Raw genomic sequence first — 18,115 nt, forward strand, 5'->3', positions numbered from 1 at the left:
GAGAGTTTATGCCTGAGATACAGCGTCGACGTGCGGTAACGGTGAACATTGGTGGGATTCGAGTGGGGTCGGATTCGCCGGTTGTCGTGCAATCGATGACCAATACAGATACAGCCGATGTCGAGAACTCGGTACAGCAGATTGCGGCGCTGGCTCGCGCGGGTTCCGAGATGGTTCGCGTTACTGTCAACAACGATGAGGCGGCGAAGGCTGTGCCTGCGATCGTCGAGGAGCTCGCGAAGAAGGGCTGGTCGACTCCGATCATTGGGGACTTTCACTACAACGGTCACCTGCTCCTAAAGAAGTATCCGGAGACGGCGAAGGCGCTGGCGAAGTACAGGATCAATCCTGGCAACGTGTCGATCGGGCGGAAGGATGATGACAACTTCCGGACGATGGTTGAGGTTGCGGTCGAGCATCAGAAGCCGGTTCGGATCGGCGTGAACTGGGGTTCGCTCGACCAGGCGCTGCTGACGAAGATGATGGACGAAAATTCGAAGAGTGCCAGTCCCCTGCCCGCTCGCGATGTGATGATGGAGGCGATGGTGGTGTCGGCTCTCGATAATGCTGCGGCTGCAGAGCGGTATGGGCTGCGCCGGGATCAGATCATCTTGTCCGCCAAGGTCTCCGGGGTGCGGGACCTGATCGATGTTTATACCGAGTTAGCGAAGCGTTGTGACTATGCGCTGCATCTTGGTCTGACCGAAGCGGGGATGGGGATGAAGGGCATTGTGGCTTCGGCTGCGGGTCTGGCTCCTTTGCTGCTTTCGGGAATCGGGGATACGATCCGGGTTAGTTTGACTCCGACGCCGGGGGGGGATCGGTCGGAGGAGGTTCGTTGCGGGCAGCAGATTCTGCAGTCGCTCGGAATTCGCAGCTTCATGCCGCAGGTGACGAGTTGCCCTGGTTGTGGGCGGACTACCTCGACCTACTTTCAGGAACTGGCGGAGCGAATTCAGGGCTATCTTGTGGCGTCGATGCCGGAGTGGAAGAAGCAGTATCCGGGAGTCGAGGAGTTGAAGCTGGCTGTGATGGGCTGCATTGTGAACGGGCCCGGCGAGTCGAAGCATGCAAACATCGGAATCTCTCTGCCTGGAACATTCGAGGAGCCGAAGGCTCCGGTTTATGTCGACGGAAAGCTGTTCACCACGTTGAAGGGTGATCGGATCGTCGAGGAGTTTCAGGTGATTCTCGATGAATATGTCGAGAAGCGATATGGCAAAGTGCTGGTCGAGGTCTAATGACCGTGCAATTTGGCGCCCACTAAAAATGCTCCTGCGACAACCGCTGCTAGTGCCGCAAGGAAGCTCCAGAGTTGTGCCGGTTTGAGACCGGATAAGATCTCGCCGATCGTCCAGTCTCCGACATTCGATTTTGCCTGCGGCGTCGGCGACGCGGTTGACGAGAACGACAAGACTTTTCCTTTCCAACTGGAGAAGATCCCGTTGAATTCAGCGGATACCAAAGCGGTGGGACTGGGTTCCACGTTCTGGACATACCAGTTGTACCCGCGTTCAAGTAAACCCTCCTCTTTCAAACCTTTTTCGACGATTACAAGCAGGGGCATAGCACGCGAGTACGCAAGCGCCGCTTCAATTTGATTCCAAGCAGTCGGAAGCCTCACTTCCGAGAGCTCCTTTGATTGCGGGCTTCCACGCTTTTCTACCCCAGAAGGAAAATAGGAGCGTTCTAAAGCAATTACTACTGCGCCGGAACAGGTTTTTAATAGTTCGGAGACTGCCTCGAGTGGTGCATCCGATGAAAAGGTATTTCGATTCACAGTGTGTGGAATCATGCCTTCTGAACGCAACCGATCTTCGATAGCGCACACAAATGCCTCTTGACCACTGTTGGAAGTCGATCCAACGCTAACGAAGATATGTCGATCATCGCTCATGGCAAGTCAGCATACATCAATCCGGCACGGGATCACTCGGTTAGGTACCCCCCTCCCTCTCAGGGGTATTTTGGACGTAAATTACTTGTATTCAATAGCTTGCAGGGTGGTGGCGTCTGCAAAATATTCATAACAAATGAGTTACGTCTAAAATACTTGTTATCAATCAATTGGCCCCGGACTGAATCCGGGGCCATTTGTTTTTGTTCTCAGTAACAAGTATAGCTTTTGGTGTGGAACTAATGCGCCACGTGTAAGTCACTGTTTTGAAGGAGTTTGTTCGATTGAGGGGTTTGACAGGTTTTAGTGTTGTCGCGAAATTTTGCATGAGGCAGACGTATGCGGGTCAGCTATCCGGGACAGGCGATCTTGCAGTTCGGCCTTGGGTCCTATTTGAAAGATGAAGAACTACTCGGTGATGACCCGGTCGGCCCATTCCACGAGAGATACGAAGATGGCGGGGCTGCCGAATTTCGCGCCCCATTGATCCAAGTCGCTTTGGGCGACGGAGCGGGCGCGGCTGCAAGCACCGCATGCATAGATCTGAACGTGTCTTGCGACAATCTTTGTAAGCGCCTCTTCCAACGGCGGCCAGCCAACCGGCACTACTGCACTCGCTACGGACTTTCGCATGAGTGAGACCGCTTCACCGAGGAGAAAGATCTGGACCGAGTGTCCAGCTTCGGAGAGAGCGAGTCCGTGCAGAAACGGAAAGGCCGCCTTGGTCGGGTCATCGGAGCCCCAGGCACTTTTCATCATGACATTCAGAGATTTGTGAGTCGTTCCCTGCCCCCAGGACGTCATGCCAACAAGCGGTAGAGCGACCAGTTGACGAAGGAAGGATCGCCTTGCCATAAGTACCTCCAGGTGTGAGGAGCAATGTATAGCATTCACAAACTTGAAGCAACAGAGTCGGCGCGTCTTTCTTGATTGGCTCAACGCTGGACTATTCGACGCGATCATCTTCCAGATTCTGGTCGAGTGGTCGCCAATACGGAAATTCCAACTCAGTACGCGGGGTAGACTCGTTGCATGTTTAGCGGGATTGATTGGATTTTCGAGTGGCGCAAGGCCTAGGCGTTCAGCTTACGAATGGGAGAAATCTGCGAGACGATCCCGTTGCGTTGTGCGTGGGAGCCGAACGACCGTATCGCGGTTGCATTGGCGCCGTTCCGGTTGGCACAAGATCACCACAGCTCTATCCATCTGTTGTTCGATCACAACAAGACGCAAGTGCGAAAGCATTGGTTCGGCCGCTACTCGAAGCCGGATTGCGCACGCTTTGGATTTCGGAGGTTGCAAGTGGCCAGACGATCTGTGCCCTCGCGGAGGGACTTAAGGCGAAAGTTCCGCCAACCCTCGGGGCGCTGGATCGTTGCCTCAGCAACTGTTCAGACATCTCGCTGAATAAAAGATTTCTAGGAGCCCTAGACATCTTCACTCATGGTGGAATCAGGGCCATAACGGCTCAGTTTGCCGAGGGCGAAGAGCTTGAACGGTCGAACGCCGCAGACTGGCTATGCTCTCGGTGTTGGCGGTTATCCGTCAGCTCAATTACTCGGCCGGCAAGATATTCTGACCCAATTAGTCGACGCTACTCCGACTCTTGGTTAGCACTACTCTTCAGCTTGGCCTACTTGGTAAGAGAAATGAAGCTCGCTCGGAGTCCCCATCGACGCCTGCCCGATAGATTTTCGTTGTGAAGAGCACGACGATCCAGTTGTCCGAGATGCCGTTTCTCGTCCACTGCCGATTACTCAACACAAGCCCACCTTACTCAGACTCACCTGTCTTGTGACCTCATCTTATTGAATTTTCGTTGGAGGAAGTTAAATATAATTCAGGCTGCAAATCACCATAGGAGAGCTCAAGTTGGTAAAAGATAATGCGAGCATCGTTCGCCGCTTTGCCGAAGAAGTGATCACCCAGGGAGATATGGATATCGCGGCACAGTTCGTCTGGGATGACGTGGTCGAGCAGGTTCCTTTTCCGGGGCAGGGGCCTGGGTTGGAAGGACTCAAGGATGTTCTTCGTGGTATGCGTGCCGCGTTTCCTGATTTGGATTTCTCTATCAAGGAGCAGATTGCCGAAGAGGATAAGGTGGCCAGCCGATTCGAATGGACCGGAACGCATCACGGAGAGTTTCTGGGGGTGCCCAAAACAGGCAAGCAGGTGAGGGTTTGGGGCATCGTCATTGATCGTCTGGAAGAGGGCCGCATCAAAGACACACGTATCATCATGGACATCTTTGGACTGATGATGCAGCTCGGTGTGTTTTCTCCGCCAGCGTCATAACTTTGGACTCACGGTTTGAGCGTGGCACGACGCGGACATCCCCTACTATTGATCTTTTAATGCTGCGGCGCCGTGAAGGACTAACTCCAGGCCCTCTTTGTAGCGACGATCAAATTTGTCGAAGAGAATCGGTCCACTTTGGCGTAGCAGTGGAAGTTCTGCTGCGTCGAGACGGGCTTTTCGCTTGGCAATGTCGTATCGCGGAGAGCGTTCGTTTGGACGCGGGTAGACGGCCTGCTCTTCCATGACAAAGCTCAAGGTGTAGCTGTAGATGGTGCTTAGCAGAACGACGGCCTGACGAAATGAGAAGCCAGCTTCGAGGAGCCTCGAACCAATCGACTCGACGGTCTTCATGTACTCCGTGTTTGTGAGCTCGGTTCCTGAGACCATTCGAGCGCCGTCCCGGTATGCAAGCAGTGTTTTTCTGAGGCCATGTCCGAATGCAGCGGACCAGGCCTTCCAGTCGGCGCTGCGCCGGGTTGGCAAGAGGTTCGGAGCGCCCTCGGCAAGGACCATCGTTGCCATTTCGTCGATGAGTTCTTCTTTGCTTTTGAAGTGCCAATAGATAGCGGCGGCTTGAACCTTCAACTGAGTGCCGAGACGACGAAGGGTCAGCTGCTCGAGGCCGACTTCGTTCAGTAGCTTGAGTCCTGCCTGAGCCACCATCTCTCGATTAACTTTCATGCATCAAGAATATCAGTTTTGATATCACATAATTGAACGATGTTAGATTTTATCTAACGTTGTTCAATACTTTCTCCGCTCAGTCCACCTGCGGAGAAAAATCAGAGGAGATTTCTATGAAAGCAGCGATTATTACGGCAGCCGGCAAAACGCCTGTCTATAGAGATTTCGCCGAGCCCGTGGCTCAAAGCGGAGAAGAACTCATTACGGTTCGTGCTTCCGCGCTGAGCCAGTTCAGCAAGTCGCGTTCGTCGGGCTCGCACTACAGTTCGGACGGAGTCTTCCCTGCAGCTGCTGGAGCTGAGGGTGTTGGTCGTACGGTCGACGGACGGCGCGTCTACTTCGTATCTCCTCAGGCTCCTTATGGAGCCTTTGGCTGAAAAGTCTCTCGTGCGCTCCGAACGATGTGTATCGATTCCGGATGGACTCGACGACATCACTGCAGCGGGGATTGCGAATCCTGGGATGTCGGCGTGGGCTGCGCTTGTCGAACGTGCTCGTTTGCAGACTGGAGAGACTGTACTGGTGAATGGTGCGACCGGGACGGCGGGAAGGCTTGCCGTGCAGCTTGCGAAGCATCTTGGGGCGGGCAGAGTGATTGCGACTGGTCGAAACGCGGCGGAACTTGAGGAGATAAAGGCGCTTGGAGCGGATATCGTGATTCCCTCCTCGCTGGACGCTTTGCATCCGATGGGAGCGAAAAAATATGAGGAAGCACTGTTGAGGGAGTTCGCGAACGGTATCGATGTCGTCATCGATTATCTGTGGGGAGAGAGTGCAAAGACGATCATCGTTGCCATTGCGAAGGCTGTAGAAGACACGACGCCGGTTCGCTTTGTTCATGTTGGTGGAGCTAGCCGTGAGGAGAATATCGAACTGCCAGGAGCAGCGCTACGTTCGTCGGCAATTACGTTGATGGGGAGTGGGTTGAAGAGTGTCCCGATGTCGGCGTTCAAGGATGCGATCAGGGGTGTGTTTGACGTTGTAGCAAAGGCGAACCTGAAGATCGCGATAAAGACTGTGCCGCTTTCGGAGATTGAGTCTACCTGGGATGATGCGCCCGGTAAACCACGAGTGGTTTTCACGATAGGATAGTTCCTCCGTACGATAGAGCCGTTTGCACGACTCAAGCGGATTCGCTGTTGGTATGGAGGAAGGCAACAGCAGATTCCCTTCGGGAATGACAACCAAAAAAGGCACGGCAGAGTCTACGCCAACTGCTACTTTACGCTGGCGAAAGGTGGTTGATTCTTGCGCAGATCCGACAGTGGGTAGAAGGTGCCTCGCCAGGTGACACCGCCGTTCTTCAGTGTCGTGAGCATCGAGCGGATGATGGAGCAGACGATGAGGGTGGCGCTGATGGGAAAGAGGACTGCATACCAGGGCGAGACTTTGCTTTGGCGGCTGGAGAGGACGTAGAGGAAGGCCACCGAGGCGAAGGTTAGGATTGCCGGCGTGCGAGTTTGCGGGAGTGCGAGGAAGGCCGCGGGGGCGATACAGAAGAGGGTGAACCAGAGGCAGGAGAGTAGAGCGACAGCGGGGTCGTAGCGGAAGATGGCGAAGAGGTTTTTCATGAGTCCGTTGAGGATGCCGCTGACGCCGCTGGCCCAATGAACGCTGACGAGATCGGGACCGGTGGCGATGCGTTGGCGGAGGCGGGCTCGCTTGACGCGGCTGCCGAGGGCGAGGTCTTCAACGATCTCCATGCGGAGAGCTTCGTAGCCGCCGATCTGCTGATAGGCGGAGGTGCGGAGGAGGTTGAAGGCGCCTACGCCTACGGCGTCGCGGAGAGCCTGGGGGTCGGAGACGCGCCAGGGACGGACGGCCCAGAGGCCCATCACTTGAAGGTAGCTGAGGACCATGCCTTCTCCGGCAGAACGGACGAGGGCGGTGGGGAGGAGGACGAAGTGATCGGCTTCAGTGGCGACCGTGTAGGCGAGGGCGAGGGCGAGGGCGTCGGGGCGGAAGAGGATGTCGGCGTCGGTGAAGAGAAGGTAGTCGGGGCTGTGGAGGGAGATGGCGTGGCGCGCTGCAAAGGCCATGGCGTGGGTTTTGCCGAGCCAGCCGGTGGGGAGTTCGGTGATGTGGAGGACGGTGAGCTTGTCCGGATGATCGGTGGCGAGGACGTCCATGATCGCGCCGGTCGAGTCGGTGGAGCGATCGTTGACGGCGATGAGGTGGAGGTTGGGGTGTTGCTGGTTGAGGAGAGATTGGAGGCAGGCGGCGACGTGGGCGGATTCGTTGCGTGCGGGGATGACGACGGTGAGGGATGGGTTGTTGGGTGGGGTTAGGTTGTGCGCTGGTGAGGTGAGATCGGGAACGCGGCGGAGGAAGATGGCGGCTGTGATCGCTTTCCAGATCCAGGCGAGTGCGACGATCCATGCAAGCAGAGGGAGAATGAGATGAACGGCAGAGTGCAATAAATCCTCATACGGGTCGATCGAGGCGGGTTAATGGTTGTTGGGATGGCAGCAGTCGTAGTCGATTTGTTCGTCCCAGCTTGGACGCCCCTCGGGGGTCATGTCGAAGATGTTCCAGAGTGTGTCGATAACGCCGAGATGGCGTGGATCCTGTCCGGGATCGGCGGGGGCGAACATTAGCTCGGAGGTCCAGAAGTGGCGGATCTGATCGCCGTCGCGATGGAAAACGGTCATGAGGGGGAGCTGATCGCCGTTGGGGTCTTCGGCCTGGTAGTCGCGTTTGAAGTTGTTATTGACGGAGGAGAGGAACCGTAGATTTTTCCAAGCGCGTTCGCGTGCGTAGGTCGCGATGCGTTCAATGGGCGCTTTGGCAATGACGACGAAGTTGAGGCCGGAGGGGGCGAAGTGGGTAGCGGTGGTGTCGAGTGAGTCGAGTGTAGCGGTGCAGGAGGGACAGGGTGAGTCTTCGAGCTTGAGTTCGGAGGTTGCGCCTTTGACTGGGCCAGGGCGGGAGTCTTTGCTCCAGCGCGGGAACATAAAGTTGTAGATGACCAGGGAGTTTTGTTCGGGGGTGAAGAGCTGCGAGAGCTTCACCTTGGCGGGCTTGCCGTTGGGGCCAATGGTGTCGAAGATGTAGTCCTCAGGGATGAGGCCACCGGGTGGCAGGCTGCGGCGGGCAGCGGCTACGGTCTCCATCGCACGGCGGAGGCTGATCTCTTGTTCGAGGAGGTGATTGCGGGCGGTGCGGTATTCGGGGGACTCTCCGGGGAAGGTTGTGGTCATGGCTGCTCCTTGCTGGGTGAGATGAGTGTTCAGGCGATGGCGGGTTGCTCGGAGTGCAGGGGTGGGGCGTAACGGGAGCCGATGAAGAAGATGATGGCTGCGAGGAGCATGGTGATGAGAGTGGATCCGAGGCCGAGGTTGAGGGTGGAGCGGTCGCTGACGGCGCCGATGATGCGCGGGGAGATGGCGTCGCCCAGGGCGTGGATGATGAAGAGCTGGCCGGCCATCGCGGTGGCGCGGATCTCGGGCCGGACGGCGTTGAGGGTGGCGGCGTTGACGGGGCCGGTGCCGAGGAAGATTAGGAAGATGGCGGCACCGAGGCCGTAGAGGGTGAGGTTGTGCGGGCCGAAGAAGCAGAGGAGCGCGGGTGGGACTGCGATGGCGGCACTTATGGCGGGAACGAGGTACAGAGCTTTGGAGTTAGTGCGGGACCACTTCTGCGCGATGGTGCCGCCGGTGATGGTGCCGCCGAGGCCGGCTACTACAGTGATGGCGCCCATGATGTAGGCGGCGGAGGATTGGCTGCGGCCGTCAATGCGCTGGAGGAAGGAGGGCATCCACCAGGAGATGCCGCCTAGGGAGAAGGTGACGGCTGCGTAGCCAAGGATGGAGCAGAGGTAGGCTGGGTTTTTGATTAGGGAGAGGATGGTTCCCTTCTCTACTTTTGTTTTCTCGTGCTGGCTTGCTCCGCGGGCGGGCTCCTTCATGAAGATGGCGATGAGGAGGGCGAGGATTGCAGCCGGGATGGCGGAGACGATAAAGGACATGCGCCAGCCGTAGTGTTCGCCTACTGTGCCTCCGACGAGGTAGCCGAGAGCAGCGCCTACGGGGATGGCTACGTTGAAGATGGTGAGGACGCGGTTGCGCTGGTCTGGCTCGTAATAATCTGCGAGGAGAGAGGGGGCGAAGATGCCGAAGCTGGCTTCGCCTACGCCTAGTGCGGCGTGGCGGATGTTGAGGGAGTCGTAAGAGTGGACCGTGGCGGTGAGGAAGTTGATCGCGGCCCAGAAGAGGGCGGCGATGACGATCATGGGCTTGCGGGGGAAGCGGTCGCCTAGCCATCCAGTGATGGGCGAGGTGAACATGTAGGCGATCATGAACCAGAAGGTGAGAGTGCCAATGTGCTCGTCGGAGAGATGGAACTCGGCTTTTACCTGCTCCTGGACGCCGGGGAGGATGTAGCGGTCGATGTAGTTGACGAAGTTGAGGGCAGTGAGGAGGACGAGGGCGGTGGTGGCTCCGGCTACGGAGGGTGTGCGGGAGGGTTCGGGCTTCTGCGTGGTCGAGGAGGCCATCTCGCTGGAAGGATAGCAGGTGGGGTTTGCGGATTTTTTATTTGGGGTGATGAGGGGTGGTTTTGTTTGGGAATATGGGGATTTTGCTTGTTTTGGCGTGGTGAATTTGTGTTGAGAACGTAGTGGTTTGCGTGGCTGATGTGGTGTTTTAGCAGTCAGTTTCTGGGGCGCTAAAAATGCGCCAGGTTTTTGGTATTTATTTTTCGGGGCACGAGCATTCGGGGTTCCCTGGGTGTGGCGCGGGGTCAGGGGGTGTCACGATGCAGGTATTGCCGGACATCTTTTTCCATACCGTCTGAGGGGGAGGCTGATTGGATCCCGAAGGCCAGACCTCTTTCATCACTGTGCCATTGTCTCCGGGAGTAACAATGAAGGGATAGGAGCAGCACATCTCGTCAGGAGCATTCCGTTCTATTGAAACGTTGCTACTGTCAGTTGCGGCGTTGCTACTGCTAATGATGCGTATCTTTAAGAGATCTCCGTAACGCTCATAAAAATTAGGAGGTTTCGGGAGACTAGAAGGACATCGAGAGGATTCCAACGCGGTTAGAGAGTCCCTCCACCCGACGAACTCACCTGGCGCTTGCTGCGTGATGTGAAGGCAGCTCTGGACTGATTGATCACCGGTCTGCCAGGTGCCCACGAGCCACGGTTCGCTCTTTGCGGTACCGGCTCCTGGTCGCGTTAAAATCGTCGTAGCGTCAAAGCCCTGGCGGTGAATACGGCCTGACCATCTATCTCCGCTGATATGCAAGAGGTCTAAATCAAATTCTTTATCATGCAGGGTTAGGCGACCGTTGTCGTACCGGAGGCTGCCGCCGCGAGGAGAATCGCTGGAGAAGTTCTCTTCGCCGAATTGGAGAACCGTTCCGGCTCGCTGGTATATCCCCAGTTGGAGATTGAGCCACACTTGTTCGACTCCGACGAGCGTGATTGTGTCCGCAGGCACCGTCGTCGAGAGGATGAGATGGATGCCGACCGCACCGCCATGGCCGTCAGGAACTTCCCATATGCCGGAAAGCTCTTCTGGATGTGCAATCGGCTTATCTACGTAAAAACTCTTATCGTGAGCAGGCGCCGTTGGGGTGACCAGGGCAACCGTCTCCTGCGCATGTGCAGACCATGGCGTGCTGAACGTGCAAGCCATCGTTGTGATGATCGCGAGCTGCCTGCAGATCACTGGGCGCTTCATGTGGTGGTAGACGCCGTTGCCAGCATAAATGTTCCCGGTTAGTGGGATTCGGGGGAGTGGTCCCTGATGGTGTAGCCCTCGGGGGGTAGAAAGACAGCGGGATCGGGTTCTGCGCGGACGACGTCAGTCATTTCGGTGGATCGCAACCCGTTGCGAGGATCGTTGTCAGTGCTCGATACGACAAGCTTCAGATCGGGCGCGGTCCATATCTCTCGCACGTTGACGAAGGGTTTGTCGTTGCCCATGTAGCCGACCGGGTAGGTGGTTGTGGTTCTGACTCCCTCGGCATAGACTCCAGCGATTGTCTTACCGCCGAGTCTGTCAATTTGCCTTGCAGGCTTGAGATTCGAATCCCCTGCGAGGGTAACGGCTCCTGAGGAGGCCATGGGGAGATCTCCGAGAGTGGCAACGCCAACCGCGCTTGGGCCGCTGCTCATGAGCACAGTTCCCGATTGACCTACTTTTCGTGGCTCGGGCATGTGCATCGTCGTCGCTTCCTTCGTTAAACTCGACCAGTGAGTGATCGTTCGAGCAACAGGATCAATGACGGTGGTGTGGGTCGCGTTTCGTCCTCCCATGCCTGTCATCGTAGTCGTTCGAACGGTCCTGCCCTGTGAGTCGCGTGCTTCGGTGGCCGTGGACTCGCGGGTGATCGTTGTGCCATCGGCCAGCTTCTGAACGAGGGTGGTCTTCTCGTTTGCTGAGTCTGGGCTGTTTCGATTGCCTGACGTTTGAGCGCTGACCGACACGAAGCCAAGCAGCAGGAGAGAGAGTGTGGTGGAACGGAGCGCAGAGAGCAACGGAAATCTCCTCGGAACGCAGAGTGGAGATGCAGGCTAGTTGTGCTCCGCCAGTCTGCTACATTTCCGGGCGACTTTCAATCGCAATTCGTTGTGCGGTGGGGCCTTTGGTATCCGGCGGCCTGCTATTTTTGCGGGGCGGTTTCGGTGCGAGGGTAGGCGGCGGTGACGACGGTGGAGATGCCGCCGCGGGGGCGGAAGTCGCCTACGATAACGGCCCAGACGGGGTTGCAGGCTTTGACGACGTCGTCGAGAACCTGGTTGACGATGTTTTCCTGGAAGATGCCCAGGTTGCGGTAGGTGAAGAGATACTCCTTGAGGGACTTGAGTTCGAGGCAGCTCTCGCGGGGCATGTAGCGGATGGTGAGACGGCCGAAGTCGGGGAGACCGGTTTTGGGGCAGACGGAGGTGAACTCGGGATCGTCGACGAGGATCTCGTAGGCCTTGAACTGGTTCTGCCAGGTTTCGATGGCGGGGAAGGTGGTGTCGAGGCCGGATTTGGCGTGGTCGTCGGTGTAGCCGGTGGTGTGCGGGTTGGGAAGGACTGCGGTGCTCATGCTTCTATTTTATCTTGTTTGGCGTGGGTTTTGCTCGATTTGGACACCGTGGTGGGGAGTGCCTACGGCAGGTTTCTCGACTTCCGGTTCGACTCTGCTCAGGGTTCGATCGGAGTGACGATGTTTTTATGGAGTCTCGATTGAATCATGTGCGGTTAATGGGATGGCGGTGGAGCGGAGGGTCCAGGTGCGGCCGTTGTGGCGGAGGTCGGTGAGGGTTAGGGGGGCTATGTCGATGCGCCAGAAGGATTGGGGTGGGGCATTGAGGGAGTGGAGGATGGCGGCGCGGATTACGGCGGGGTGGGTAATGGCTATGGTGTGGGTTGTGTGTTTCTCTTCTGCGACGAGTGCGGCGAAGGTGGCTAGCCAGTTTGTGACGCGGCCAATGAGATGGGCGATGGTCTCGCCTTTGTGGGGCGCGGCACTGGGATCTGTGAGCCATTGCGTAACGGCTTTGGGGTCTTTGGCGTAGAGGTCGTTGAGGTTGTGGCCTTGCCAGGTGCTGTAATCGATGTCGCGTAGTTCTGTGTCTGATGTCGCGGAGAGATTGAGTGCGGCGGCGGTTTGTTGGGTGCGGAGTTCAGGTGCGGTGAGGACTCGATTGGCGCGCGGCGGTTGCCAATTCAGAGTAGAGAGCTTGAGGAGGGAAGATTCTTCGAGAGGCTCATCTGCCGGAAAACGAGCGTCGCGCTGTGCGGGAGTGGGCGCGTGGCTGATGAGGGTGAGACGAGCTGGCACAGCGGCTGGTTCCCTAAAGGATTGTCGTTAACTGTTGCGAGAGAGTTTGATGGCGACTCTCAAGCGACTATTTTAGTCCCTCCATTGAGGGCGGCTGTGAAGTTGTTGCTGGGCGCTGGCCAGTCGGAGTGGGGTGGTTTGAATAGGCGGCGCTCTGAGAGAAGAAATTGGTTACAGACGTGCTTTTCGTCATACACAGCAAGCTCAGGATTGGTTTGGGTTGTCGCAATGGTGGCAAAGCAAACCAGACAGATGGAATCGTAGGAACCGTTGGCGTTGTGACGGTGGGAGTAAAGCAGCAGGGGTGCGGCCATCGTGCGGCCTCTTTCTGGGGAGAGACTCAAGCGTAGGCTTATGGGAGCCATATGTCCACTGGATTACATAGCGGCTAATTACAAGCCTGGGATTGGAGCGTTTGTTGAGGTGGGGTTGGCTTCCGGCATTTGCGAGGTCGCGTCGCTTTGCCGATGACCAGGAAATGCACCGGGAGCTTGACACTGGGGATTGTGACACTTAGGGTTGAGATAGATTTTGAAGAGGATGGAAGAAGCCGGTGAGAGTCCGGTGCGGTCGCGCCACTGTGATTGACCTGATGTTGGGTTGAGAGCCAGACGTTCTTTCCTCGTTCGAATGAGCAGTATGTGGGACGCACGATCCCCTGGAGGTTTTACGATGGCTCAGTCTATTTTCGGTTCTGCTGCACAGCCGGTTTCGATTCCTGTTATTCCGGTGCGCGAGCTTCTGCCGTATACGGTGTTCGGTGGATTGATGTTGCTGCTGGCGATCTATTTTGTCGGCGCGGAGCAGGGCGCTACGTCGATGTTTCGCGGGACGATGGTGCATGAGTTTTTGCATGACGGCCGGCATCTTCTCGGCTTTCCCTGCCACTAAGTAGAAAACTTTGACGACTCGAACTCTGCTCCTTCGCGGGATGCTGGTGGGCGTTGTTGCGGGCCTGCTTGTGTTCGCGTTTGCACGTTGGATCGGCGAGCCGCAGGTGGAGCGCGCGATTGCGTTCGAGACGGCTGCGGATCGGGCTAAGGGCGAGGCTCCTGAGCCTGAGATGGTGAGCAGGCGCGTGCAGAAGAGTTTTGGCTTGCTGACGGGCACGGTGGTGTTTGGCGCGGCTGTGGGCGGATTGTTTGGGCTGGTGTTTGCGTTTGCCTATGGGCGGATTGGCGAGATGGGGCCGCGGGCGCTGTCGGCTGTGCTGGCGGTGCTGGGATATGTGGCGTTGGTTGTAGTGCCGAATTTGAAGTATCCGGCGAACCCTCCGGCTGTGGGGAGTCCCGATACGATTGGTGCGCGAACTGGGGCTTACTTTTTGTTGATCGCGGTTTCCATTGCGGCGATGGTGCTTTCGCTGCAGATGAGACGCGGGTTTGCGAAGAGGTTTGGTGAGTGGAACGGTTCCCTACTGGCGGCGGTTTTGTTTGTGGTAGTCGTGGGGGTGGTGGCGCACTTTTTGCCGGAGATCGATGAGGTTCCGGCGGGGTTTCCGGTGACGCTGATGTGGAAGTTTCGCGTGGCCGCGCTGGAGATTCAGGCGGTGCTTTGGGGGACGCTGGGGTTGGGGTTTGGGTGGTTGACGGAACGGGAGCGCCGCTGACATATCTGGCCCGTAGATTGTAGGCGGGTGTGGATGCAGATTCTCACCCGCCTCGCTCTTGGAATGTGGTTAGGCAGGTTCGATAATGTTCATTGTGCTAACTTCCACCATTACGCCGCCGGGGGCGTCGTAGTAAAAGCCATACGTTGGCGGTCCGCCGCGCTGCAGCTTCGCGGGCTTGGGAGCCATGTAATTTTGAGCGCTCAGGCTCTCGTACATATAGTCCACGGCATCCTGCGTAGGCTGAAGAAAGCCGACATGAAACATTCCGGGATATCCCCGCTCCGGAGTCATGCGCTTGTCGTACATCAGTGTCAACAGAAAGCCATCGGCATTCCGCAGCACAGAGAACTTATCGCCGCGTTTCTCCAGGGGTTGAAAATCGAATACCGAGCAGAAGAACGCCGTAAGAGCCGGCACGTCGTAGGTGGTGAGGTTGGTGTGATTCATCGTTACCATCGCGATTCTCCGTTTATAGAAAGTTCTATCGCGTGAGTTGTTAGGAGTGCAGACCGAACGCACCACGCGACAGGCAGGAGTGCCGTAGCACTACCGCTATCGCCGTGGGTCCCTTCTCCGCTGTGATGCTGGAGTTGACTAGACTGCGGAATGACTTCCGCAGCGAGCCGTGCTTACCAATACGGCTCCGCGTTTTTCGGCATTTGTTGGATGTTCACTAATCTTCATCAGTCGCAGAAGTTTTACGCGGCCCGAATGGGTGCTGGTGGTACTACGACCTCAATAAGTCCGGTCGCTACGTCGTAGACGAGGCCGGAGAGAATCCATGTGGCTGGCAGCGCGGGGATTGTCCGAAGCCATGCGACGTCGCCGGCAACCGCAGCGCGGGGATCGGTGACATTCTTTGCCTTGACTTCCTCTTCTGGTATTTGAAAGTAGTGCGCGAGCTTGTCGGGGTCGCCTGCCAGTCGCGTGATGCCGCAATCGGTGTGCTGAAGGACGATGAGGTGAAACTCTCCGCCGCCGCCGGGCATCTCTTTGGCAACCTGACCAATACGTCCGAGGAGACCCAGCTCCTCTAACAAGACCGGAGTGATTCGACCGCCGATGTTACGTATGACGACGGCTTCGCCCGGCTTGAGACCCAGAATCTCGAAAGGATCGACACGCATATCGGCGCAACCGATGATGGTTGCCTTTACGTTCGGCATCGCCTTCGGAAGCCAGGGCATGAGTGTGCCCGCAGCAGACTGCTTAGCAGCAAAGTCTTTGTTGCGTTCTAACATGTCGTCGAGATTGCTCATGTCGGGTCTCCTTGAGAGATATTGCCGGGATGTTTGGCGGACTTGAGTTCGATGCGATGAAGAAGTCAAAGGGATCACAGATGCTAAAAGAAACGAAGGGGAGATTGCTTCGGCTTGCGAGAAGTGACCGCCGTGCGCGGAGGGTGTCAGATGCTTGATGGGTTGAGGGAGATCTGGACTGTTTCGCTGGGAGGATCTCAGGGAGGATCGGATTGACTTCCGATGAGCGGCAGTTAGTCCTATACTTCCGCTAACCGCTTGGCGGTTGCTGCAGCAGATGCGGTGGAAGCTGTTGGGAGGGCACGATGAAAGCGATTGTGCGCACACAGTACGGGCCACCAGAGCTGTTGGAGTTTGCGGAGGTCGCGATACCTGTGCCCGCGGGCAATGAGGTGATGATCAGGCTTTGCGCGGCGTCGGTGAATCCGTTGGACCTGTACTTGATGAAAGGTGCGCCGTGGGATCGGATGCCGGGACTGCGGAAGCGAAAACCGATGATCCTGGGTTGCGATGTCGCGGGCCGAGTGGAGGCGGTGGGCAGAGAGGTAACGCAGTTTCAGGCTGGGGACGAGGTGTTCGGGGTAACGGGCTTCAAAGGGAACGGATTTGCCGAATATGTCTGTGTCGCTGAGGTGAGTTTGGGGCTGAAGCCGGAGAACCTGACGTTTGAGCAAGCGGCGGCGGTGCCGGTCGCGGCGATTACGGCTTTGCAGGGGCTTCGCGATAAGGGAGGGATTCGGCCGGGGCAGAAGGTTCTTGTGGAAGGGGCGTCTGGCGGCGTGGGCACCTTCGCGGTGCAGATCGCCAAAGCGTTCGGGGCTGCAGTGACCGCCGTGTGCAGTACGAGGAATGTGGATCAGGCGTCGTCGATGGGCGCGGATTGTGTCATCGACTACACGAAAGAGGATTTCACGCGGAGTGGGCAACGATACGATCTGATCCTGGCTGCGAGTGGTCATCATTCGATCTTCGACTACAGGCGTTTGCTGACCGAGGGTGGAGTTTATGTCGCGGCGGGTGGTGGTCTGTTTCAGATTTTCGAAGCGTTTGCGCTGGGGCCGGTGCTGTCGCGGATGGGACGGAAGAAGATGGGTTTCTTTCTAACGAAGGTGACTCGGAAGGATCTGGACTTTATGAAGGATCTTCTAGAGAGCGGCAAAGTTGTGCCGGTTATTGATAGAAGTTATCGGTTGAGCGAGGCGGCGGAAGCGCTTGGCTACCTGGCGGAAGGACATGCGCGAGGGAAGATTGTATTGACGGCTTAGTGTTGCTTGCGTTGACGCTTGAGATGCTGCGATGTGTGGTTTTCGAGACCGACGGGGCAAGATATTCGTTTGCGTTGATGCGGTTGCAAGACACGGGACGGTTTGTTGGCGACGAGAAGCTCGTGCGATGGGGAATTCTCAGACAGGCAGACTTTTTGGAGGACGGGTCATCTTACGAAGACGGCTATTGCCGCAGGAGATGACCGTTGAATAGCGTTAGGCAGCGTACACAGGGACCGGTGGAAGAGATCGTTGAGCGGCAGCGGACGACGATGTCGCGGAGAGATTTGCTGGCATCGGGAGGGGCGATTGTGGGTGGAGTGGCGTTGGGGAGCAGCGCATTTGGGCAACAGTCGACCGACGCGGTGGCGGAGAAACAGACTTGGCCGGGGCGGGCATTTGGAAGCGATCTGCTGAGGGGGAAGGTCGCGGTGATTACTGGCGCGGCACGTGGGATCGGGCGGTCGATTGCCGTGGATATGGCGGCGAATGGAGCGGATGTGGTGGGGCTGGATATCTGCGCGAAGATAACGCCGGAGCAGGCGTATGCGGTGGCGACAAAGGCGGATCTCGAGGAGACTGGCAGGTTGGTGAGGCAGCATGGGCGGCAGTTTATGGAGGTTGTGGGAGATGTAAGGGACATTGCTTTTTTGCGTGCGACCGCAGATCAGGTGCAGCAGAAGTTTGGGCACATCGACATTGTGGTGGCGAATGCAGCGACGCAGCGCTTCAAGCCGCTGATTGAGATGGAGGATTGGGAGTGGAACGATGTCATCAACAACAATTTGAATGGGACGGCGAATACGATTCGTGCGTTTGCGCCGATGCTGGTGAAGAACGGCGGTGGGCGGATCATTGTGCTGTCGTCCATGCAGGGGAAACATGGGTCGAAGAATATGGCTTCGTACTCGGCTTCGAAGTGGGGGATTATTGGCCTGATGAAGTCGGCGGCACTGGAGCTAGGGAAGGACAAGATTACGGTGAATGCGTTGATTCCGGGTCTGGTGGATACTCCGCTGACGCATAATGAGGCGCGGTGGAGTGCGCTGATTGGCGAGGTGACGGCGAATGAGAATCCGCCTAAGAACCCGACGGAGAAGGAGGCGTATGACACGCGGGCTCCGCATGAGCCGCTGAAGGTGGCGTGGCTTAAGCCGGAGGATCTGGCGCCAGCGGCGGTGTTTCTGGCGTCTGATCTGGCGGCGATGGTGACGGGGGCTACTTACGATGTCACCGGAGGGGATAATGCGAATAATCAGAGCTGAGGTGGGGTTTGTTCTGCTCTGCGCTCAGTTACCCAGAAACGATGACATGTTTC

At 57.2% G+C, this 18,115-nt stretch carries 21 protein-coding genes; 8 read left to right on the forward strand and 13 right to left on the reverse strand.

Annotation, left to right across the window (positions count from 1 at the left end; translation table 11 throughout):
- The first annotated feature begins 8 nt into the window (after positions 1-8).
- Complete coding sequence (ispG, locus tag HDF14_RS25495) at positions 9-1,241, forward strand: flavodoxin-dependent (E)-4-hydroxy-3-methylbut-2-enyl-diphosphate synthase (RefSeq protein WP_183981579.1); 1,233 nt, start codon at positions 9-11, stop codon at positions 1,239-1,241.
- On the opposite strand, the gene HDF14_RS25500 is transcribed toward ispG, so the two are convergent.
- Complete coding sequence (locus tag HDF14_RS25500) at positions 1,238-1,897, reverse strand: hypothetical protein (protein WP_183981580.1); 660 nt, start codon at positions 1,895-1,897, stop codon at positions 1,238-1,240. The two genes, ispG and HDF14_RS25500, sit on opposite strands and share 4 nt — an antisense overlap.
- 408 nt (positions 1,898-2,305) lie before the next feature.
- Positions 2,306-2,752, reverse strand: coding sequence for a DsrE family protein (locus HDF14_RS25505; protein ID WP_183981581.1), 447 nt, complete (start codon positions 2,750-2,752; stop codon positions 2,306-2,308).
- A gap of 1,017 nt (positions 2,753-3,769) precedes the next feature.
- Here HDF14_RS25505 and HDF14_RS25510 point away from each other — a divergent pair.
- On the forward strand, positions 3,770-4,192 hold the full coding sequence (locus HDF14_RS25510) for an ester cyclase (protein WP_183981582.1): 423 nt from the start codon (positions 3,770-3,772) through the stop codon (positions 4,190-4,192).
- Positions 4,193-4,237: 45 nt separating this feature from the next.
- On the opposite strand, the gene HDF14_RS25515 is transcribed toward HDF14_RS25510, so the two are convergent.
- Positions 4,238-4,876, reverse strand: coding sequence for a TetR/AcrR family transcriptional regulator C-terminal domain-containing protein (locus HDF14_RS25515; protein WP_183981583.1), 639 nt, complete (start codon positions 4,874-4,876; stop codon positions 4,238-4,240).
- Positions 4,877-4,992: 116 nt separating this feature from the next.
- Between HDF14_RS25515 and HDF14_RS26205 the strand changes: the two genes are divergently transcribed.
- Positions 4,993-5,256 carry a hypothetical protein gene (locus HDF14_RS26205; RefSeq protein WP_221304885.1) on the forward strand — a complete coding sequence of 88 codons (264 nt, stop codon included), beginning with the start codon at positions 4,993-4,995 and terminating at the stop codon, positions 5,254-5,256.
- A complete protein-coding gene (locus tag HDF14_RS25520) occupies positions 5,249-5,971 on the forward strand; it encodes a quinone oxidoreductase family protein (protein ID WP_221304886.1) in 723 nt (240 codons plus the stop codon). The genes HDF14_RS26205 and HDF14_RS25520 overlap by 8 nt, the downstream gene beginning before the upstream one ends.
- A 125-nt stretch (positions 5,972-6,096) precedes the next feature.
- Here the strand turns inward: HDF14_RS25520 and HDF14_RS25525 are convergent, their stop codons facing one another.
- The 8 genes from HDF14_RS25525 to HDF14_RS25560 all read right to left on the reverse strand — a co-directional run bounded on the left by HDF14_RS25525 (position 6,097) and on the right by HDF14_RS25560 (position 12,975).
- Positions 6,097-7,296: a glycosyltransferase gene (locus tag HDF14_RS25525; RefSeq protein ID WP_183981584.1), complete on the reverse strand. Its 1,200-nt coding sequence runs from the start codon at positions 7,294-7,296 to the stop codon at positions 6,097-6,099.
- Positions 7,297-7,326: 30 nt separating this feature from the next.
- Complete coding sequence (locus tag HDF14_RS25530; protein ID WP_183981585.1) at positions 7,327-8,079, reverse strand: DUF899 family protein; 753 nt, start codon at positions 8,077-8,079, stop codon at positions 7,327-7,329.
- Between the two features lie 29 nt (positions 8,080-8,108).
- Complete coding sequence (locus HDF14_RS25535) at positions 8,109-9,374, reverse strand: spinster family MFS transporter (protein WP_183981586.1); 1,266 nt, start codon at positions 9,372-9,374, stop codon at positions 8,109-8,111.
- Between the two features lie 196 nt (positions 9,375-9,570).
- On the reverse strand, positions 9,571-10,566 hold the full coding sequence (locus HDF14_RS25540) for a hypothetical protein (RefSeq protein WP_183981587.1): 996 nt from the start codon (positions 10,564-10,566) through the stop codon (positions 9,571-9,573).
- Between the two features lie 38 nt (positions 10,567-10,604).
- Positions 10,605-11,366 carry a hypothetical protein gene (locus tag HDF14_RS25545; protein ID WP_183981588.1) on the reverse strand — a complete coding sequence of 254 codons (762 nt, stop codon included), beginning with the start codon at positions 11,364-11,366 and terminating at the stop codon, positions 10,605-10,607.
- Positions 11,367-11,491: 125 nt separating this feature from the next.
- Positions 11,492-11,923 carry a preQ(1) synthase gene (gene queF, locus HDF14_RS25550; RefSeq protein WP_183981589.1) on the reverse strand — a complete coding sequence of 144 codons (432 nt, stop codon included), beginning with the start codon at positions 11,921-11,923 and terminating at the stop codon, positions 11,492-11,494.
- A gap of 126 nt (positions 11,924-12,049) precedes the next feature.
- Complete coding sequence (locus HDF14_RS25555; protein WP_183981590.1) at positions 12,050-12,661, reverse strand: histidine phosphatase family protein; 612 nt, start codon at positions 12,659-12,661, stop codon at positions 12,050-12,052.
- Between the two features lie 59 nt (positions 12,662-12,720).
- The gene (locus HDF14_RS25560; protein ID WP_183981591.1) at positions 12,721-12,975 is read right to left on the reverse strand and encodes a hypothetical protein; all 255 of its coding nucleotides are present in this window, start codon (positions 12,973-12,975) and stop codon (positions 12,721-12,723) included.
- Between the two features lie 358 nt (positions 12,976-13,333).
- Here HDF14_RS25560 and HDF14_RS25565 point away from each other — a divergent pair, with 358 nt between their 5' ends.
- Together HDF14_RS25565 and HDF14_RS25570 are read left to right on the forward strand one after the other, a co-directional pair.
- Positions 13,334-13,552, forward strand: a complete 219-nt coding sequence (locus HDF14_RS25565; protein ID WP_183981592.1) for a CbtB domain-containing protein — start codon at positions 13,334-13,336, stop codon at positions 13,550-13,552.
- Positions 13,553-13,562: 10 nt separating this feature from the next.
- A complete protein-coding gene (locus tag HDF14_RS25570) occupies positions 13,563-14,270 on the forward strand; it encodes a CbtA family protein (protein ID WP_260698604.1) in 708 nt (235 codons plus the stop codon).
- A 69-nt stretch (positions 14,271-14,339) separates the two neighbouring features.
- Here HDF14_RS25570 and HDF14_RS25575 read toward each other — a convergent pair whose 3' ends face one another.
- Positions 14,340-14,729, reverse strand: coding sequence for a VOC family protein (locus HDF14_RS25575; RefSeq protein WP_183981593.1), 390 nt, complete (start codon positions 14,727-14,729; stop codon positions 14,340-14,342).
- Between the two features lie 242 nt (positions 14,730-14,971).
- The gene (locus HDF14_RS25580; RefSeq protein WP_183981594.1) at positions 14,972-15,532 is read right to left on the reverse strand and encodes a carbonic anhydrase; all 561 of its coding nucleotides are present in this window, start codon (positions 15,530-15,532) and stop codon (positions 14,972-14,974) included.
- Positions 15,533-15,837: 305 nt separating this feature from the next.
- Between HDF14_RS25580 and HDF14_RS25585 the strand changes: the two genes are divergently transcribed.
- Together HDF14_RS25585 and HDF14_RS25590 are read left to right on the forward strand one after the other, a co-directional pair.
- Complete coding sequence (locus tag HDF14_RS25585) at positions 15,838-16,797, forward strand: NAD(P)-dependent alcohol dehydrogenase (RefSeq protein ID WP_183981595.1); 960 nt, start codon at positions 15,838-15,840, stop codon at positions 16,795-16,797.
- 206 nt (positions 16,798-17,003) lie between these two features.
- Positions 17,004-18,062 carry an SDR family NAD(P)-dependent oxidoreductase gene (locus tag HDF14_RS25590; RefSeq protein WP_260698605.1) on the forward strand — a complete coding sequence of 353 codons (1,059 nt, stop codon included), beginning with the start codon at positions 17,004-17,006 and terminating at the stop codon, positions 18,060-18,062.
- Positions 18,063-18,115 lie beyond the last annotated feature (53 nt).

Source organism: Tunturiibacter gelidiferens (assembly GCF_014201335.1).
Taxonomy (GTDB): Bacteria; Acidobacteriota; Terriglobia; order Terriglobales; family Acidobacteriaceae; genus Edaphobacter; species Edaphobacter lichenicola_E.